Annotated in this window: 14 protein-coding genes and 2 pseudogenes; 6 read left to right on the forward strand and 10 right to left on the reverse strand. The window is 63.6% G+C overall.

Translation table 11 applies throughout. The annotated features are described in order from the left end of the window. Positions 1-157: 157 nt before the first annotated feature. Both AC0L18_RS12385 and AC0L18_RS12390 read right to left on the reverse strand, forming a co-directional pair. A complete protein-coding gene (locus tag AC0L18_RS12385) occupies positions 158-1,603 on the reverse strand; it encodes an MFS transporter (RefSeq protein ID WP_473492463.1) in 1,446 nt (481 codons plus the stop codon). 91 nt (positions 1,604-1,694) lie between these two features. Continuing rightward, positions 1,695-6,503: an NAD-glutamate dehydrogenase gene (locus tag AC0L18_RS12390; RefSeq protein WP_473492465.1), complete on the reverse strand. Its 4,809-nt coding sequence runs from the start codon at positions 6,501-6,503 to the stop codon at positions 1,695-1,697. A gap of 136 nt (positions 6,504-6,639) precedes the next feature. Here AC0L18_RS12390 and AC0L18_RS12395 point away from each other — a divergent pair. Continuing rightward, a pseudogene (locus AC0L18_RS12395) lies at positions 6,640-6,807 on the forward strand (peroxidase-related enzyme); the annotation flags it as partial. A gap of 160 nt (positions 6,808-6,967) precedes the next feature. Beyond that, on the forward strand, positions 6,968-7,291 hold the full coding sequence (locus AC0L18_RS12400; RefSeq protein WP_091592503.1) for a YciI family protein: 324 nt from the start codon (positions 6,968-6,970) through the stop codon (positions 7,289-7,291). 9 nt (positions 7,292-7,300) lie between these two features. On the opposite strand, the gene AC0L18_RS12405 is transcribed toward AC0L18_RS12400, so the two are convergent. Continuing rightward, complete coding sequence (locus AC0L18_RS12405) at positions 7,301-7,915, reverse strand: LysE family translocator (RefSeq protein WP_473492467.1); 615 nt, start codon at positions 7,913-7,915, stop codon at positions 7,301-7,303. 396 nt (positions 7,916-8,311) lie between these two features. On the opposite strand from AC0L18_RS12405, the gene AC0L18_RS12410 reads away from it, so the two are divergent. Beyond that, on the forward strand, positions 8,312-8,938 hold the full coding sequence (locus tag AC0L18_RS12410) for a DUF1062 domain-containing protein (RefSeq protein WP_473492469.1): 627 nt from the start codon (positions 8,312-8,314) through the stop codon (positions 8,936-8,938). A 61-nt stretch (positions 8,939-8,999) separates the two neighbouring features. On the opposite strand, the gene typA is transcribed toward AC0L18_RS12410, so the two are convergent. After that, a complete protein-coding gene (gene typA / locus AC0L18_RS12415; RefSeq protein WP_473492470.1) occupies positions 9,000-10,829 on the reverse strand; it encodes a translational GTPase TypA in 1,830 nt (609 codons plus the stop codon). A 200-nt stretch (positions 10,830-11,029) separates the two neighbouring features. Here typA and AC0L18_RS12420 point away from each other — a divergent pair, with 200 nt between their 5' ends. Next, on the forward strand, positions 11,030-11,305 hold the full coding sequence (locus tag AC0L18_RS12420; RefSeq protein WP_473492471.1) for a hypothetical protein: 276 nt from the start codon (positions 11,030-11,032) through the stop codon (positions 11,303-11,305). Between the two features lie 268 nt (positions 11,306-11,573). Here AC0L18_RS12420 and AC0L18_RS12425 read toward each other — a convergent pair. Next, positions 11,574-13,144: pseudogene (locus AC0L18_RS12425) on the reverse strand (alkaline phosphatase D family protein). Between the two features lie 278 nt (positions 13,145-13,422). Continuing rightward, complete coding sequence (locus AC0L18_RS12430) at positions 13,423-14,706, reverse strand: MFS transporter (protein ID WP_473492473.1); 1,284 nt, start codon at positions 14,704-14,706, stop codon at positions 13,423-13,425. 81 nt (positions 14,707-14,787) lie between these two features. Here AC0L18_RS12430 and AC0L18_RS12435 point away from each other — a divergent pair, with 81 nt between their 5' ends. Together AC0L18_RS12435 and AC0L18_RS12440 are read left to right on the forward strand one after the other, a co-directional pair. Continuing rightward, complete coding sequence (locus tag AC0L18_RS12435; protein WP_473492474.1) at positions 14,788-15,387, forward strand: TetR/AcrR family transcriptional regulator; 600 nt, start codon at positions 14,788-14,790, stop codon at positions 15,385-15,387. 45 nt (positions 15,388-15,432) lie between these two features. Next, complete coding sequence (locus tag AC0L18_RS12440) at positions 15,433-16,026, forward strand: hypothetical protein (RefSeq protein WP_473492475.1); 594 nt, start codon at positions 15,433-15,435, stop codon at positions 16,024-16,026. A 244-nt stretch (positions 16,027-16,270) separates the two neighbouring features. Here AC0L18_RS12440 and ppa read toward each other — a convergent pair whose 3' ends face one another. From ppa to AC0L18_RS12460, 4 genes are all read right to left on the reverse strand, one after another. Further along, positions 16,271-16,804: an inorganic diphosphatase gene (gene ppa, locus AC0L18_RS12445; protein WP_023800478.1), complete on the reverse strand. Its 534-nt coding sequence runs from the start codon at positions 16,802-16,804 to the stop codon at positions 16,271-16,273. A gap of 112 nt (positions 16,805-16,916) precedes the next feature. Next, positions 16,917-17,423, reverse strand: a complete 507-nt coding sequence (locus AC0L18_RS12450) for a GNAT family N-acetyltransferase (RefSeq protein ID WP_128168610.1) — start codon at positions 17,421-17,423, stop codon at positions 16,917-16,919. A gap of 116 nt (positions 17,424-17,539) precedes the next feature. Further along, on the reverse strand, positions 17,540-18,178 hold the full coding sequence (locus tag AC0L18_RS12455) for a TPM domain-containing protein (protein ID WP_473492477.1): 639 nt from the start codon (positions 18,176-18,178) through the stop codon (positions 17,540-17,542). Between the two features lie 8 nt (positions 18,179-18,186). Next, entirely contained in the window at positions 18,187-19,014 is an 828-nt protein-coding gene (locus AC0L18_RS12460; protein WP_473492479.1) for a TPM domain-containing protein, read from the reverse strand. Positions 19,015-19,030 lie beyond the last annotated feature (16 nt).

The following is a 19,030-nucleotide window of genomic DNA, read 5'->3' on the forward strand; positions in this document are numbered from 1 at the left end:
ACGGGGGCTGCGCGGCGGACACGCCAACGTCACCGCTGAATGCCACGCCATTTTTGCAGAACTTGACGCACACAACTAAAGTTCGTGAGACGGGGTAGCGCCACCCCACCCCGCTCCGCTTCGCGGGTCGACCCTCCCCACAAGGGGGAGGGTAAGCTCACTCCGCCGTCGGGTTGTCTGCCGGATACGGCGTGCGGACCAGGATCGCCAGGCCGACACCGAGGAACAGCACGATTACAGCCATGCCGAGCCGTTGCGAACCGCTTACCCAGCCTATGGTCGACACCAGAAACGGCGCGAGGAAGCTGGTCGCCCGTCCGGCCAGCGCATAGATGCCGAAATAGCGGCCCGATTCGGCCGCGGTGACGCTACGCGCCATGTAGGAGCGTGACGAGGCTTGTACTGGCCCGAAGGCAAGGCCGATCAGCAAGCCGTAAAGAATGTAGGCCTTTTCCGCCACCGTGCCGAACAGGCCGCCCGAATCGGCGGTGGAGAGCTGTAGCATCCCGAGCAGCGTGAAACCCGGTCCGGTCGAGACGATGCCGATTGTCGCGACAGACAGCATAACCAGCGAAATCATCACCACGGCCTTGGAGCCGAGCGCCGTGTCGAGACGGGCGGCGATCCAGCAGCCGACGATGGCAACGACGTTGAGGATGATGCCGAACAGGCCGATCTCGGTGATCGACCAGGCGAACATCCCTGCCGCGAAAAGTCCTCCCAGCGCAAGCAGCGCATTGACGCCGTCTTGATAGATCATGCGGGCGACCAGGAAGCGGAAGATGCCGCTGCGCTGGCGCACTTCGGCCAGTGTCGACTTCAGCTCCGACAGCCCCTCGCGCACCGCCGGCCCGATCGGAATGCCTTTGGCGGCATCCGGGGTAAAGAAGAACATCGGCAGGATGAACAGCAAGTACCAGCCAGCCGACAGTGGTCCGGTCGCCCGAGCGTCTTCGCCGAAGATCGGGTCGAGACCGAGGAGCGGGTCGAGACCGACGATCGTCTTGCCGGTCTCCGGCAAACCCGCCATGAAGGCGACGACGAAGATCAGCGCGATCATGCCGCCGAGATAGCCAAGACCCCAGGCCATATTCGAGATGCGGCCGATTTCGCTCTTCGGAACCAGGCGCGGCATCATCGAATCGTTGAATACCGTCGAGAATTCCGCCGCCACCGACGCCAGCGAAAACAAAGCCGCGATAAGAAACAGATTTGAGCCCGGCGCGGCAAACCAGAGCAAACAAAGACTCGTGATCTTGATCGCGGCAAAGCACGCGATCCACGGCTTTCGCGGGCCGGTCTGGTCTGCGATCGAGCCGAGTATGGGCGACAAAACGGCAATGACCAGTCCCGCCGCGGCGATGCTCCAACCCCAGACCGTCAGGCCAAGTAGATGCTGGGATTCGACGTAAGCTTCAACTGCGGCTGGACCGGCTGCCTCGGCAGCTTGCATGGCAGCCGGATCCAGAACCATGCGCGAAGCGAAATAAGGACCGAAGATGAAGGTGGTGATGACGGTGAAGAACGGCTGTGCTGCCCAGTCGAACAGCATCCATCCCCAGATGCCGCGTTCCGGCGCTCGCTGCACTGCTATTTCGGCCATATGCCCTCCCACGAACGGCGCCCCACGTGGGGCACCGTTTCGCTCTATAGCGCAGTTCCTGCCGGCAATCGCGCGCGATGTGGAAGACTTCTCACAGCGCCGTCAGGTCGCTGATCAGCCCCGATGCCACCGACAGCCGCGACACGGTGATGTCGCCGCCCTCGGTCAGCGCCTGCAGCCGCTCGCGGATGCGCCCGACCCTCTCGCCGCCGGCCTCCAGCCATGCCGCCACCGGGTCCGCCGCCCCGGCATGGCCGGTGAGCGCCGCCACGGCGATGCCGCGCCTGGCTGCGCCGATCATGTCGGTGGCGCGGAAAAGCGCCAATTGATCGTAGTAGTCGGACGGCGCGATCGAGCGCGCCGCATCCTCGACGCGCGGAATGCGGAAGGCATCGCTGACCGCGAAAAACGCCTTGGCGGCGGCGATGATGTCGGCGTTGGCCGTTCGGGCCGTCAGCGCGATGTCTGGCACGACGCCGACCACATCGGTCAGCGCCAGATGTTCTGCCAGCTGTTCGGGCGCGCCGCCCTTAGCCAGACCATGCCGTCGCTCCTCTATCCGCTCGCGCGAGAACGCCGGAAGCAACGAAGTGAGCTTCGGCTCCAGTGCCTTGCGGGCGTTCTGCAATTCGGCGATCCGTTGGCCGAGCGGAGCGGTGCTGGTATCGTTCTTGAGATACCAGCCGCTGGCGACATAGGTAAGCCGACTGACGGCTTGATAAAGGTCGAGCTGCACCTGTCCGTCGATCTGGTTGTCGAGCGCGTCGATCTGGCGATAGAGCGCCGGCAAGCCAAAGCCGTCGCGCACCACAGCGAAGGTCCGGACCACGTCGGCCGTGCTGCGGCCGGTTGCTTCCTGCAGCCTGTTGACGAAGGGGGAGCCGCCGCGATTGACCAGATCATTGGCGACGACACGGGCGATGATTTCGCGGCGCAGGCGATGGCCATGGATTTCGGCCGCGAATTTCTTCGTCATACGGTCCGGAAAATAGCCCATCAGGTCACGGTCGAAATGCGGATCGTCCGGCACGTCGCTGGCGACGATGTCGGAAAACAGCACGATCTTGGCATAGGCCAACAGCACGCCGAGCTCGGCCCTGGTCAGCGGCTCGCCGCGCGTCTCGCGCTCGGCAAGGGCTGCCGGCGACGGCAGAGCTTCGACATTTCGGTCGAGCAGGCCGCGCGCCTCGAGCGCTGCCATGAAACGGCTCTGATGGGCGATATCGGCAAGGCCGCGCTTGCGGGCAAGGGACAGCGCCAGCGTCTGCTCGTAATTGTTGGACAGCACCAGCGCGCTCACCTCGTCGGTCATTTCGGCGAGAAGCTTGTTGCGCGCGGGGCGGGTCAGCGCCCCCTTGCGCATGGCGGAAGCCAGCGCGATCTTGATGTTGACCTCGACGTCGGAGCAGTTGACGCCGCCCGAATTGTCGATGGCGTCGGAATTGCAGCGCCCGCCATTCAGCCCGAACTCGATGCGGGCCCGCTGCGTCGCGCCAAGATTGGCGCCCTCGCCGATGACCTTGGCGCGCACTTCGAGCGCAGTCACCCGAATGGCATCGTTGGCGCGATCGCCAGCGTCCTGGTTGCTTTCCGTCGATGCCCTGAGATAGGTGCCGATGCCGCCGAACCACAAAAGGTCGACCGGCGCCTTGAGGATGGCGCTCATGATCTCGACCGGCGAGGCGGTCGTCTTGCCGAGGCCGATCGCCGCGGCCGCGGCCGGCGGCAGCGTGATCGATTTCTGGCTGCGCGAGACGATGATGCCGCCTTCGGACAGTTTTGTCTTGTCGTAGTCCTGCCAGCTCGAACGGGCGAGGGCGAACATGCGCCGGCGCTCGGCCATCGAAACCGCCATGTCGGGAGCGGGATCGATGAAGATGTCACGATGGTCGAAGGCGGCGATCAGCCGGGTCTGCTCGGACAGGAGCATGCCGTTGCCGAACACGTCGCCCGACATGTCGCCGACACCGACAACGGTGAAGGGTGTGGCCTGGATATCGCGGTTCATCTCGCGGAAATGCCGCTTGACCGCTTCCCAGGCGCCCTTGGCGGTGATGCCCATCTTCTTGTGGTCGTAGCCGGCCGAGCCGCCGCTGGCGAAAGCGTCGTCGAGCCAGAAGCCATGCTTCTCGCTGATGGCATTGGCGGTGTCGGAGAAGGTCGCCGTGCCCTTGTCTGCGGCGACGACGAAATAGGGGTCGTCCTGGTCGCGCCGCACGACCTCAGCCGGCGGAATGACGCCGTCCAGGCCGATATTGTCGGTGATCGACAACAGGCTGGAGACGTAATTCTTGTAGGCGGACGCGCCGGCTTCGAAGATAGCGTCGCGGCCGGCGCCCATCGGCAGCTTCTTCGGATAGAAACCGCCCTTGGCGCCAACCGGCACGATCACCGCGTTCTTGACCTGCTGGGCCTTGACCAGGCCGAGCACCTCGGTGCGGTAGTCCTGGGCGCGGTCCGACCAGCGCAGGCCGCCGCGCGCGACCGGGCCGAAGCGCAGATGCACGCCCTCGACTTCGGAGCCGTAGACGAAGATCTCCCGCCACGGCCGCGGCGCCGGCAGGCCGTCGACCGCTTGCGAATCGAGCTTGATCGCCAGCGACTGGCCCTTCTCCTTCAGATCCGGAACGAAATGATTGGTGCGCAGCGAGGCTTCGATCAGGTTGAGGTAGCGACGGACAATGGTGTCGTCGTCGATGTTGGGAACCTCTTCCAGCGCATCCCTGATCTTGGCCTTGAGGTGCCTGGCCGCGACCGCCCCTTCCGTCTGCGCCGTCGGTCCGAGGCGGGCGACGAACAGCTCATGCAGGCCGCGCGCGATCTCCGGATAGCGGTTGAGCGCGGCGGCAATGAAATCCTGGCTTTGCGGGATGCCGGCCTGCTGCAGATAGCGGCCGTAGGCGCGCAGGATGGAAATCTCGCCCGACCACAGGCCGGCGGTCTGGGCAAGGCCGTTATAGCCATCATTGTCGATGTCGCCGCGCCAGACGGAAAGGAACGCGTCTTCGAACAGCGCGCCGCGGTCGCCAAGGTCGATCGGCTTGCCGTAGCTGTTTTCGAGTTCCATGTCGTGGATGAAGACCATGCCCGGCTGATCACTATTGATCATGCCGGAAGCCTCGTCCCCAACCTCGAAGGTGCGCTCGCTGATAACGCGGAAACCGATGTTCTCCAGCACCGGCACCCGTCGCGACAGCGCCACCGGGCTGCCATGGTGATAGATCTTCAGCGCCGCCTGATGCGGTTCCTGGTTGGCATGACGATAATAGTCTATGGCGATCGGATTGGCCGCGCTGATCCTGGCGATGCGCCCGGCATCGGCCAGCGCCTCCGCCGGTGAGAAGCTGTCGCGATAGCTTCCCGAGAAGCGCGAGGCGATCGCCGTGAGCGCCGCATCGGCGCCGGTCTCGGCCGCGGTCTCGCGCAGAATGTCGTCCCAGGTCCGCACTATGGCGCGGATCGCTGCCTCGATCGTCGCCTGGTCGACCTTCGGCGTCTTGCCGCCGGAACGGCCGATGATGAAATGGACGCGCGCCAGCCCGCCTTCCGGAAAGGCCGGGTAGTAGGCCGACAGCCGGCCCTGGAACACGGTCTTGAGATAGGTGCCGATCTTCTCGCGTACGACGCTGTCGTAGCGGTCGCGCGGCACGAAGACGAGGATCGAGACGAAGCGGTCGAACTGATCGGCGCGCACCAGCGCTCTGACGCGCGGCCGCTCGATCAGCCCCAGAATGGCTTCGGCGTGCTTGCGCAGGATCGGCACCGGAACCTGGAACAGCTCGTCGCGCGGATAGCTCTCCAGCACGTTGATCAGTGCCTTGCCGGAGTGGTCTTCAGGGTTGAAACCGGATTTGGCGATGATGGTTTCGGCTTTCGACCTGAGGTAGGGGATCTTCATCACCGAGCGCGTGTAGGCAGTCGAGGTGAACAGGCCGACAATGCGCAGCTCGCCGGCAAGCACGCCCTTGGCGGTGTAGGTCTTGACGCCGATGTAATCGAGATAGATGCGGCGGTGCACCGACGATTTGGCATTGGCCTTGGTGACGATCAGCGGTTCCGGCCCGTGCAGGAAGGCGCGGATTTCCGGCGTCGTCGACACCGCTTCGGTGCCGCGCCGCAGCACCAGCACGTCGGGATCGGAGAGGATGCCGAGGCCGGGCTTTTCGGTGCGCTCCAGGGTGCCGCTCTTCTCGCCGCCGGTATATTTGAACTCGCGCATGCCGAGGAAGGTGAAATTGTCGTCGCGCAGCCATTCGAGGAGGGCGATCGCTTCGGTGACGTTGGCCTTGTCGAGCGGCACCGGAGCGTAGCGGAACTCGGAGATTGCCTGGTCGAGGCGGGCCAGCATCGGCTTCCAGTCAGTGACGGCGGCGCGCACCTGGCCCAATATTTTCTTCAGCCGGTCAGCCAATGCCTCGGCCTGCTCGGACGAAAGACGGCCGATATGGACGTGGATGACGCTCAGCCGTTCATGACTGTGATCGCCCTTGGCGAAGCCGCCATCGCCGAGGATTTCGTCGACGCCGCTCTTACCGTGCCTGACGACGATGACCGGATGGGTAACCAGCAGCGGTTCGCCGGCGCTCTCGGTGATCTCGCCGAGGATGGAATCGAACAGGAACGGCATGTTGTCGTTGACGACGGTGATCACCGTCATCGGCCTGCCCTGGCGCACGACACCGGAATCAACCTCTATGGCGACGACGCAATCGCCCTTCTTGTGCCTGGCGACGGCGCGTCCGGCGAGATCGGCTGCGCGTTCGAGGGCGGTGACCTCATAGGCGGCGACATCTTCGGCCGGCGCACGGGCCAGCAGGTAATCGGCAAGCCTGCCGGGTTTCTCGCTGCCCTTGGCCGTGCTTATCTTTTTCAACTGGCTTGCAGATTTCAGGCCGGCCATGTCGCTAAATCCCTCCCGTCATATGTTTTGCGACTATGGTAGCAGATGACCGATATTTGGCGACAAAGGTTTGGCCGCTTGCGACGAAATGTCGGGATTCGCCGGTGGGTCACCGAAAATGAGGAGAAAATCCGCCATAAAAGACAAAATCGTCGCACTTGACCTCGCGCCTGCGGAACTCAGCGAAGCGACGAAAGCCTATTTCGCCAAATGCGAGGAGAAGCTCGGCCTCGTTCCCAATGTGCTTTTGGCCTACGCTTTCGATGAGACGAAGCTGCGCGCCTTCACCGACATACCACGCGATGGCGCGGTGAGAGCATGGCGGTTGCGAGCCAACCGGACCTCACATTATTGATTCGCATTCTCGTTGCGTCTTTGCCGGTTTGGTCCGATGATTGCCCCTGCGGCGTGACCGCATGTCGGTTCGACGCCCGCCGATCAACGGAAGATCAACGGAGGAGAACATGGCGAAATTTCTCTATGTCTATCACGGCTCCGGCAAGATGCCGACCGACGAGGCCGAACGGCAAGCGGCGATGGATGCCTGGAACGGCTGGTACGGCAAGCTTGGCTCGGCCGTGGTCGACGGTGGCAATCCGGTCGGCATGTCGAAGACCGTGCTGCCCGGCGGCAAGGTCGAGAACAATGGCGGCAGCAATCCGACCGCCGGTTACACAATCATCGAAGCGAACGACATCGACGATGCCGTCGCCAAGGCCAAGGATTGTCCTATCCTGAAGGACCCGGGTTTCAGCGTCGAGATCGCGCCGATCATCGAAATGGGTTGATGCACCGGCTCAGGATCGCGCCGCGATCGCCGCCGCGGCACCGGCCATCGTGGTGGCGCTGACGCGGTTGGCGATCTTCATCGCCCGCCTGCTCTTCAAGAGTTTTCGCGCCTGCGCTGCCGCCAGCACCCAGGCCAGATCGATGGCGACCAGAACCACGGCCATGGTCAGCGTCAGCTCGATCCAGCCGACGACCGTCACCGAGGCGAGATCGATGATGGTCGGCAGCAGCGCCAGGTAGAACATCATGATCTTGGGATTGCCGAGCGTCACCGCCATGCCGGCAAAGAACAGTTTGACGGCCGACTCCTCGCGCGGCATCTCGCCTTCGCGCGCCTCGACCGGGGCCGTCCACATCTTCCAGGCGAGGCAGGCGAGATAGGCGACGCCGACCCATTTCAGCACGACGAAGGCGAGATGGAAGGTCTGCGCCACCACCGCCAGCCCGAACACCGCCAGCGACAGCCAGATGGCCTCGCCGATCCACATGGCGAGCAGGAATGGAAACACGTCGCGAAAGCCCTTTGCGATAACCCGCGCCACCAGGGCGGCAATCGACGGGCCGGGCGAGCCCGCGGCGACGAAAAGGGCGGCGGCGAAGATCAAAAGCGAGGTGACTTGCATGACCGGGATCTTTGCTTGAGACGTTGATCAGTTCAATTGTAGCGGAAGCGTTCCACCGGCGGTAGCATCGGTCAAGGAAGAGGCTTGCCGGCTTGACACCGCGCGGCTAGAAGTTTCGTCCCGACACAATTTCGAGCTTCACTTTGCCTACGTAACCGCCGGTCTCGTCAACTCCCCCGACACAATGCATGGCGCCGCATTCGCAGCGTCTGTTTCATATAATGTGTTCCTCAGGGCGGCGGTTCGAGACCGGTTTGGCACTGCTGAACCGCTGTCGCGTTTTGCCACCCGCGACATCTGATTCCCGACCACCGCAGCCTCTCGCCACGCCGTGCCCGCATGGGCATCTCGACATCGCCGATCTGACGAACTTCCCGACGGGAAGGGCTTTTCGGCATGTCTTCGACACTGCGTATCCGCTGGACGATCGCACCCAAAACCGCACCTCGACCGCACATCAACTGCAACCGTTGCAACAGCCTGAAGGCTTACCACAGCAGCGGGAAATTCCGCGTCAACGCCAATGGTAAACGCATCGATGCGTGGCTGATCTATCGCTGCGTCGATTGCGACAATTCCTGGAATTTCGGTATTCTGGAGCGGTGCAACCGCCGCGATATCGAGTCTGCGCTGCTGCAGGCACTCGAAAGCAACGACCCGGCCCTGGCGCGTCGCCATGCTTTCGATGCTGTCGCACTGCGAAGCAGGGTCGGGCGCGTCGAGGAGTTTCCTGAAGCCGCCGTTCACAAGCAGGTGCTCGGGGAGAGGCCGGAAAACACCACCGCTCTAGGGCTCCAGCTCAGGCTCGAAATGCCGACAGCGCTGCGGCTCGACCGGTTGCTCGCCGGTGAACTCGACATCTCGCGATCGCGGCTCCAGGCCTGGGACGCGAAGAGACTGCTGGTCGTTGATCCGGATGGGTCCAAAGCCTTGCGCAAGCCGGCTCGAGCGGGAACGGTGATGCGCATCGATCTGGCCCGCGAATCCGATCGCGAGGCCATCATCTCGGCTGCCGGCGGGTAAAGTAAAATGGGAGGAAGCACGCGCGTGCTCCCTTCCTCACAATCGCTGAGAAGAAATGGCCTTACGCCGCGCCGACCACTTTCGCCGACTTCTCAAAACGCTTGCGCTCGTTCGGGTCGAGATAGAGCTTGCGCAGGCGGATGGTCTTCGGCGTCACTTCGACCAGCTCGTCGTCCTGGATCCAGGCCAGCGCGCGTTCCAGCGTCATGCGGATCGGCGGCGTCAGCTTCACCGCCTCATCCTTGCCGGCGGCGCGGATGTTGGTCAGCTTCTTGCCCTTCAGCACGTTCACCTCGAGGTCGTTGTCGCGTGAATGGATGCCGATGATCATGCCCTGATAGACCTTGACGCCCGGATCGATGACCATCGGGCCGCGGTCTTCCAGGTTCCACATGGCATACGCCACTGATTCACCCTGTTCGTTGGAGATCAGCACGCCGTTGGTGCGGCCCGGCAGCTCACCCTTGTAAGGCTCGTAGGCATGGAACAGCCGGTTCATGACGGCGGTGCCGCGGGTGTCGGTCAGCAGTTCCGACTGGTAGCCGATCAGGCCGCGCGTCGGCGCGTGGAAGACGATGCGCTGGCGGTTGCCGCCTGACGGGCGCAATTCGACCATCTCGGCCTTGCGCTCCGACATTTTTTGCACGACGACGCCGGCATGCTCCTCGTCGACGTCGATGACGACTTCCTCGACCGGCTCGAGCAACTCGCCATTCTCGCCCTTCTGCATGACGACGCGCGGCCGCGACACGGCGATCTCGAACCCTTCGCGGCGCATCGTCTCGATCAGCACGGCAAGCTGCAATTCGCCGCGGCCGGAGACGAAAAACGAATCCTTGTCCGGCGATTCCTCGATTTTCAGCGCGACATTGCCTTCGGCCTCGCGCAGCAGGCGGTCGCGGATGACGCGGCTGGTCACCTTGTCGCCCTCGGTGCCGGCCAGCGGGCTATCGTTAACGAGGAACGACATCGTCACCGTCGGCGGATCGATCGGCTGCGCGTGCAGCGGCTCGGTCACCGACGGGTCGCAGAACGTGTCGGCGACGGTGCCCTTCGACAGGCCGGCGATGGCGACGATGTCGCCCGCCTGCGCTTCGTCGATCGGCTGGCGCTCGAGACCGCGGAAAGCCAGGATCTTGGAGATACGGCCGGTTTCGACCTGGGTGCCGTCATGATGCAGCACCTTGACCGCCTGGTTGGATTTCAGCGTGCCGGATTCGATGCGGCCGGTGATGATGCGGCCAAGGAACGGATTGGCTTCCAGGATGGTGCCGATCATGCGGAACGGGCCGGGGTGGACGGTCGGCGCCGGCACGTGCTCGATGACGAGGTCGAACAGCGGCGCCAAACCCTGGTCCTTGGGGCCTTCGGGGTTTTCCGACACCCAGCCGTCGCGGCCCGAGCCGTAAAGGATCGGGAAGTCGAGCTGCTCGTCGGTGGCGTCGAGCGCTGCAAACAGGTCGAACACTTCGTTGACCACCTCGACGTGGCGGGCGTCCGGCCGGTCGATCTTGTTGATGACGACGATCGGCTTCAATCCGACCTTGAGCGCCTTGCCGACGACGAATTTTGTCTGCGGCATCGGCCCTTCGGCGGCGTCGACCAGCACGATGGCTGAATCCACCATCGACAGGATGCGCTCGACTTCACCGCCGAAATCGGCGTGGCCGGGGGTGTCGACGATGTTGATGCGGGTGTCCTTCCAGTCGACCGAGGTCGCCTTGGCCAGGATGGTGATGCCGCGTTCCTTTTCGAGGTCGTTCGAATCCATGGCGCGTTCGGCAACGCGCTGGTTGTCGCGGAACGAACCGGACTGTTTCAGGAGCTGGTCGACGAGGGTGGTTTTCCCATGGTCGACGTGCGCGATGATCGCGATATTACGAATTTTCATGTTGTGGTCTCGGGAGCGTTGCAGGCAGCAGGCCAAAAGGCGCTGCCTCTTTCGGTTGGGCGGCTCATACAGGGTTTTTCGCAATTGCGAAAGAGGAGGCGTGCCACCAAATACATGGTCACCAAATCTTAAGCGTCTTGGTGTGAAATTGAATTATTAACCAAAGCGGAACCTTTCACGGTCGGGACAGTTCAAATTTCATGAGCAAAACGGGCATCAGATACCGGCCAATCCTTGCATGGGCTGCGCTCGCCGTTCTGCTTGCGGCAGGCGTGGCACAGTCGGCCGCGACGTCGAAGGAGACTGCCCCGCCGTCGGACGCCCGAACGGCGGAGCAGTTGTTTGCCGACGCTCCCGATGGCGTCGACCCGGTGGTGACCGGGCCGGTCAGCGCCGCCTTCAAGCAAAGGCAGGAGGCCGCCAACTGCGACAGCGCTGTTTGGCCCAATATTCCGACCGTTTGCTATCCGGATTAGGACTGCTTTCCGCACATTGTCGGAAAGGTCGGATCGACCCTTCCTGAAGTTTTGCTAACGCCGGCGCAGCCCCTCATCCGCCTGCCGGCACCTTCTCCCCGTAAACGGGGAGAAGCCCCGCTGCGCTAAATGTCGGCTCTACAATGTTCGCGATTAGCGAAATCTTCGATGCGGGCCACTTTCTCCCCATTTACGGGGAGAAATGCCCGGCAGGGCAATGAGGGGCAGCGCGACGTCACCCAGGATTGATACAAAGTGACCCAGCCCCTCACGCCGAATGCACCGGGTCGAGCGTGACCTTGTAGAGTTCATTGTCGTCGCGATCCATCAGCCGCACCGTCATCTGTTCAGTGGCGCCATCGATGTCGACGAGGCCGAAGAACTGCAGGCCGGCCAGGGTGGCAGGTTCTGCCCCTGCTCGGCGGTTGGCGCCTTGATGAATTTCAGCTCCGGGCCGAAGGTCATGTCGAAATCATTGGGTCCATAGGTGCCGGCATGGAGCGGACCCGAGACGAATTCCCAGAACGGATTGAAGTCCTGGAACTGCGCCTTGTCGGGATTGTAGTAATGCGCCGCCGTGTAGTGCACGTCGGCGGTCAGCCAGACGGTGTTGGTGATGCCGGCATTCTTTATGTAGCGAAGGAGGTCGGCCATTTCCAGTTCGCGGCCCTTGGCCGGGCCATTGTCGCCATTGCTGACGGCCTCGGCGCCGGCCTTGTTGGTGGCGTCGTTCCAGACGATGAGACCGAGCGGCATGTCGGCGGCGATAATTTTCCAGGTCGCGTTGGAGTTTGCCAGTTCGCGCTTCAGCCATTTCATCTGCTGTTCGCCGCGGATGCGCGATTGCGGCGTCACCGTATCCTGCATGCCAGGACCGTTGGCGCCGCGATAGGAGCGCATGTCGAGGAAGAACACATCGAGCAGCGGCCCGTAGGCGATCTTGCGATAGACGCGGCCCGGTTCCGACGGCTCGTAGCGGATCGTCGTCATCTCGTGGAAGGCGCGTGCCGCGCGTGCCGCCAGCACATGGATGTTTTTTTCCGAGTAGTGGTCGTCGGCGCTCAGGTTCTTCGAATCCGACCAGTTGTTGACCACCTCGTGGTCGTCCCACTGATAGAAGGTCGGGCAGATGGCGTTGATCCCCAGCACATGTCTGTCCATCATGTTGTACTTCCACTGGCCGCGGTACTCGTCCAGCGTCTCGGCAACCTTGCGCTTTTCGTCGATGAGGACCTTGTTCTTCCACTTGCTGCCGCCGGGCAGCTCGACCTCGTCCTTCATCGGGCCGTCGGCATAGATGATGGTGTCGCCGGAATGCAGGAAGAAGTCGGGCGTATGCTTGCCGATCGTGGCATAGGTCTTCATGCCGGTGTCGTCGATGCCCCAGCCCTGGCCGGCGGTATCGCCCGACCAGGCGAAGCGGATGTCGCGTTTCGAGGCCGGCGCCGTGCGGAAGCGGCCGACGATCGGCTCGGAGACGGCGTTGATGTCGGCAAGATCGGCCGCGACCATGCGGTAGAAGATGTCCTGGTCGGAGGTAAGGTCGGTGAGCAGCCGCTTTACCGTGTAATCGCTGGCCGGCGACGTATCGAGCGGCGCAAGGCGCAAGGGATTGGCGAAATTCTCCGTGGACGAGACTTCGAACATGACGCGCGAAGGGCGGTCGGTCCGCGTCCACACCACGCCGCTGGTTGCGTCGACATCGCCCGACTGGATGCCATGGGTGAAGGCGGGCCGCTGATTGGCGCGTGAATAATAGGGAAGCGCGAGGCCCGATACGCCGACGAGGCCGGCGGCGCTCGCCGACGTGACAAAAGCGCGGCGCGAAATCTTGTTCATGGCTGTCTCCTGGATGGCTTAAACGTCGCCGCCAAGGTCCAGCCTCAATGTTTCACGCACATCTCGAAACCATGAAGGTTTTCTGACGATCAACAGGCTGGCGAATCTCCCCCCTCGAGGGGGAGATGTCGCCGAAGGCGACAGAGGGGGTCGTGTCACGTGGAGCGCCAACCTCCTGCGTCTGCGATAAGGGGCCGAGCCCGGTCGGACCGACCCCCTCTGGCCGCTTCGCGGCCATCTCCCCTCGAGGGGGGAGATTAGCGCTCGGCCGTCACAGCTCAAGCCGCCTGCGGTTCCGGCTCGAAGGCCGGACGGCTGGTGTTGATCAACAGCGAGAGGCAGGCTGCGGCTATTGCCGTCATGCCGGCGATGAGGAAGGCAAGTTCGTAATTGCCCTGCAATTCACGCATGGTGCCGCCGAAGAAGGCGGCCGCCGCTGCACCCACCTGATGGCCGGCGACGATCCAGCCGAAGACGATCGGCCCGCTGCGGTCGCCGAACGCCTCGTTCGACAGCCTGAGCGTCGGCGGCACGGTGGCGATCCAGTCCAATCCGTAAAGCACTGCGAAGATGATCAGGCTGGTCGACGAAAAGCCGGAATAAGGCAGATAGATCAGCGACAGGCCGCGGATGCCATAATAGACGCCGAGCAGCTTGCGCGGGTCGAAACGGTCGGTGAGCCAGCCCGACAGCGTCGTGCCGATCAGGTCGAAGATGCCCATCAGCGACAGCAGGCCGGCGGCTTGCACCTGGCCGATGCCCATGTCGCCGCAAAACGCGATCAGGTGCGTTCCGACCAGTCCGTTGGTGGTGAAGCCGCAGATGAAGAAAGTCGCGAACAGATACCAGAACACCCGCGTGCCGGCGGCACGACGCAGCGTGCTGAGCGTGTGCATGAGGAAATTGCCCTGCGAGGCCGGCGGAACTGGCGGCACGTCGTCGACGTCCGCGCCGTAGCGCACCATGCCGATCGCGGACGGACGTTCCGGCACCAGCAGCCAGACCAGCGGCACGAGGCAGGCGGTGGCGACCGCAATGGCGATGGCGACCGGCTTCCAGCCGCCCGACTGGGCGAGCGCGGCGAGCAGCGGCAGGAACACCAGAAGGCCGGTGGCGGCGGAGGCCGACATCAGCCCCATCACCAGGCCGCGATTGGTCTTGAACCAGCGATTGACGATGGTGGCGCCGAGCACCGTGGCGACCGCGCCGGAACCGACGCCGGAGAATACGCCCCAGGTGAGAAGCAGGTGCCACGGCTGGGTCATTAACAGGCTGAGCGCCGTCGAGCCCGACATCAGCGCCAGCGCCGCCAGCAGCGTGCGGCGCAGCCCGATCCGTTCCATCAGTGCCGCGGCAAACGGCCCGGTCAGGCCGTAGAGGAAGATGCCGATGGCCGCGGCGAGCGAGACGACATCGCGCCGCCAGCCGAAACTCTCCTCCAGCGGCAGCATCATGACGGCCGGCGCCGACCGCAGGCCCGCCGCGATCAGCAGGCACAGGAAAATGACGGCCACCACGACGAAAGCATAGCGCTGGCCAAACGGGCGGGATCGAGCTATCATGTTACTGACCGGTACGTTGCAATGCATGGGAGCATACGTACCGGTCGGTAACATTGTCAAGCAGGCAACGGCATGTCCTAGATGAAAAGCATTGATCCAGCGATCAAAGCGGATGAACGGCCCCGCGCGGGCGAAAAAATCCTTCGCGTTGCCCGCGACCTGTTCTACCGGCAAGGCATCAGGGCGATCGGCGTCGACGAGATCGTGCGGCGCGCCGGTGTCACCAAGCCCAGCCTCTATCGCAGCTTTCCGTCCAAGGACGAATTGGCCGCGTCCTATCTGCGGCAATACGACCTCGAGTTCTGGGCCCGCTTCGACGCGGCGGTGGCTGCCCATCCCGGCGATCCGCGCGCGCAGATCGCCGCCTTCCTGACCCGCATCGGCAAGCGCACGCAAAAGCCCGACTATCGCGGCTGCGGCATGACCAATGCGGCCGTCGAATATCCCGAACGTGGCCACCCGGCCCGGGTGGTGAGCGAGGCCAACAAGCAGGAATTGCGCCGACGCCTGCGCGCCATGGCGGCGGCGATGGGTGCCGGCGACGCCGATACGCTGGGCGACGGGCTGCTGCTCCTGATCGAAGGCGCCTATATCAGTGGTCAGCTGTTCGGGGCCGGCGGACCGGCGAAGTCTGTGGCCCGCAATGCCGACCTGCTGATAGAAGCGAGCTTGAAGAAATAGCGTTTGACGATACCGTGCGGCAGCCCCGAAACGGAGTTGCCCGCGATGCGTGCTCTTTTGCTGATCCCGCTTGCCCTCGCCGGCCTCTGCCAGCCTGCCCGGGCCGGCGACATTTCCAGTGCCTATACCGATCTCGACTGGAAGAAGGACTGCGTGACTTACGCGCAGGCGGAGGAAGGCGACGGCGACTGGGCCAGTCTCGCCTGTTCGGGCTATCGCGGCTACCCGGTGCTGATCGCCTACGACGATGCGCGTGAATCGCTGTTTTATGGTTTTCCGCCCAGCGACATGACCCCAGTCTGGGAAAGTTTTGTCGCCTTCAACTCAGCGGCATCCAAACTCGAATGGCGCATCGAGACGAACGGCGATCGCGCCGTCCCGTTTGCGGTCATTCATCGGCGCTCGATCAGCAATCCCGAGGTGGAGAACAAACCGACCGACGTGCTGATCGTCGCCAAGGTCGCCCAGCCGGAGACCTATGAAGGCTGCACCGTCGGCCTGGTGCTGGCCACCGGCAACCCCGGCGCCAACGACCAGGCCCGCAAGCTCGCCGACGAGAAGGCGCGGACCTTTGCCTGCGGCAAGGACAAGCGCGTGGTTATCGGCAACGCGCCCGCTTTCGGCCGCGTCGACAATTAGGAGCGCGTCGCATTGAAAAGTAACGTCGGTCAGCGCTGCCCGTCATTGCCCTGCCGGGCATTTCTCCCCGTATAGTGACGGGGAGAAAGACGCAGCCATCAATGGTTTCGCCGATTACCACCGTTGCTGAATGGGCGCCAAGGTCGAGGTCAGCGGCTTCTCCCCGTTCACGGGGAGAAGGTGCCGGCAGGCGGATGAGGGGCGGCGTTATGCCAGCAGTTTGCTCGCAACTTCAGGCGTTCGGCTACTTGCTTGCCTTGGCCCGTTCGATCGCCTCGACGATCATCTTCTTGGCGTAGGCGGCGTCATGCCAGCCTTCGATCTTGACCCATTTGCCGGGTTCGAGATCCTTGTAGTGCTCGAAGAAATGCTGCACCTGCTGGCGGGTGATGTCTGGCAGGTGCGTGTATTCGGTGACGTTCTCGTAGCGCAGCGTCAGCTTGGGCGACGGCACCGCGATGATCTTTTCGTCGAGGCCGGAATTGTCCTCCATCACCAGCACGCCGATCGGCCGCACATTGATGACGCAACCCGGCACCAGCGCCCGCGTGTTGCAGACCAGCACGTCGATCGGGTCGCCGTCACCCGACAGCGTGTGCGGCACGAAGCCGTAATTGCCGGGATAGCGCATCGAGGTGTGCAGGAAGCGGTCGACGAACAGCGTGCCGGCCTCCTTGTCCATCTCGTACTTGATCGGCTCGCCGCCGATCGGCACCTCGATGATGACGTTGATGTCCTCCGGCGGGTTCTTTCCGATGGCGATGGCTTCGATACGCATGGCTTTTGTCCCTCTTTCGATTGGAAACCGATAGCGGGCAGCGGCGCATGGTGCAATGCGGCGAATGGTACTGAAATCGGCTGAGGGTGCTGGCGAGAGGCGTGTCGAGCCGTCATTCCCAGACGAAGGCGACCTTCTTCAGAGCCTTCTGCTCGAAAACCTCGACTCCCTCGGCAACGTCGCGGCCGCCGGCGCCGGCATAGAAGGTGAGCGCGTTCTGGTTGTCCTCCAGCGCCCACACCACCATGCCTTTCAGCCCGTGGTCTGCCAGTCGCGCCCGTGCGGCCGAGAATAGCCGGCTGCCGAGCCCGATGCCCTGATATTCCGGGCGCACGTAAAGTTCGTAGATCTCGCCCTGCTGCTTGAGCTCGCGGGCGCGGTTCTTGCCGATCGTGGCGTAGCCGGCAACCTTGCCGCCGATCTCGACGACCAGGACGGTGGCGGCGCGGCGGATGGCGTTCGCCCACCAGTCGGCGCCGCGGCGGTTGATCATCGATGTCAGCGTGCGATGCGGGATGATGCCGGAGTAGGCGCCGCGCCAGGCCAGCAGGTGCACGTCGGCGATGGCGCCTGCGTCGCGCGGCTCGGCTTTCCTGATGTCGATGCTCAGCGTCTTCATGATTGGTTAACCATAAACCCGCATCGCCCGATTGCAAGAGTCCGGTCAGCGGCTCCCAAGCTTTCGCACAGACCATAGACGTGCCGTTGAGTGCTGAAAAAAACGTTCGTAGCGACTCAGATTTCGACCAGATGGTCGTCGAGTTCGTTGCTGTCGCCGGAAGAAACCGGGAAATGCTCGGCCAGCACCGCAGCCGTCGCTTCGATCGCCTTAATGAAGCCGTCGGCGAGACGATCGTCGCGGGCATGCGCGGTAAGGTCGCGGACGACGCCGTCCCAGACATGCTGGCCGACGCGGCTGTCGATGCCGCTGTCGGCGATCACTTCGGCGTAGTGCTCGGCAAGTGAAACGAAGACCAGCACGCCGGTGCGCGCCGTGGTGCGGTGGACGTTGCGGGCGAGGAACTGCTTTATCGCATTGGCGTGCGCGGCCTGGTAACGCAGCCGTCTCGGCACCAGGTGGATGCGCAAGCCGGGCAGCGCCCACAACAGCACAAGCACCGAGGCCATCGCCAGAAGCTGGGCGATGACGAAATGCGGCACGCGGATCGATAGCCACCACGATTCCAGCCCGTAGCTGACGGCGAGGCTGACGACGAGCATCGCCAGCGTCGCCATGAAGGCCGCCGGAAAGAAATAGCCGTCGCTGGCATAGGCGACCACGCAGTAGATTTCGCCGTCGGTCTTCGATTCGGCGACGCGGATCGCTTTGGCGATGCGGTCATGATCCTCGGGGCTGATCGGTCGAGTTGCCATGTCGTGTCTCACCAGCTTCCTGAAGATCCGCCGCCACCGGACGAGCCGCCGCCGCCCGAAAACCCGCCACCGCCTGAGCCGCCTGCGCCCGACGACCAGCCGCCCCCGCCGGACGACCAGCCGCCAGAAGATTGCCGGCCCGGCTCGAAAATCATGCCCAGCCAGCGATAGCGGCCGGGGCCGATCTTCCGGCCGAAGATCGGCGGCAGGATGGCGGCGGCGATGCTGCCGAAGAAGATGATCGCCCAGATGCTTATGAAGATCGCAAAGAACAGATCGTCGGTGTTGAACGGCGGCTGCTGGTTGCGGGTCCCGCGCGCTTCCAGCTCTTCCGGATTGCCTTCCAGCACCATGACCATGTCGTCGACGGCCTTCATTATGCCGCCGGAGAAATCGCCGGCGCGGAAGGCCGGCACCATGTCGTTTTCGATGATCAGCCTGGTGTGCAGGTCGGTCAGCGTGCCTTCCAGCCCGTAGCCGACCTCGATGCGCATCTTGCGGTCGTCTTTGGCGACCAGCAAAAGCACGCCATCGTCCTCGCCGGCCTGGCCGAGCTTCCAGGCGCGGAACAGCCGGTTGGCGTAGGGCTCGATTTCCTCGCCGTCGAGGCCAGGAAGCGTCGCGACGACGATCTGGTCAGAGCTCTCGGCCTCGAAATCCGCAAGCTTGCGGGTCAGCGCCGCTTCGGTTGCGGCATCGATGATGCCGGCATTGTCGACGACCCGCCCGGTCAGGGCAGGCAATTCGGCGGCAAGGGTGGCGAGGGGGAGGAAGAGGGCTAAGTAGAGAAGGGCTAGAGCAACCGGCAGGAATGCAAGGCTTGCGTTCCGTCCCACCCCCCTTGTGGGGGAG

Source organism: Mesorhizobium sp. WSM4819 (assembly GCF_055811215.1).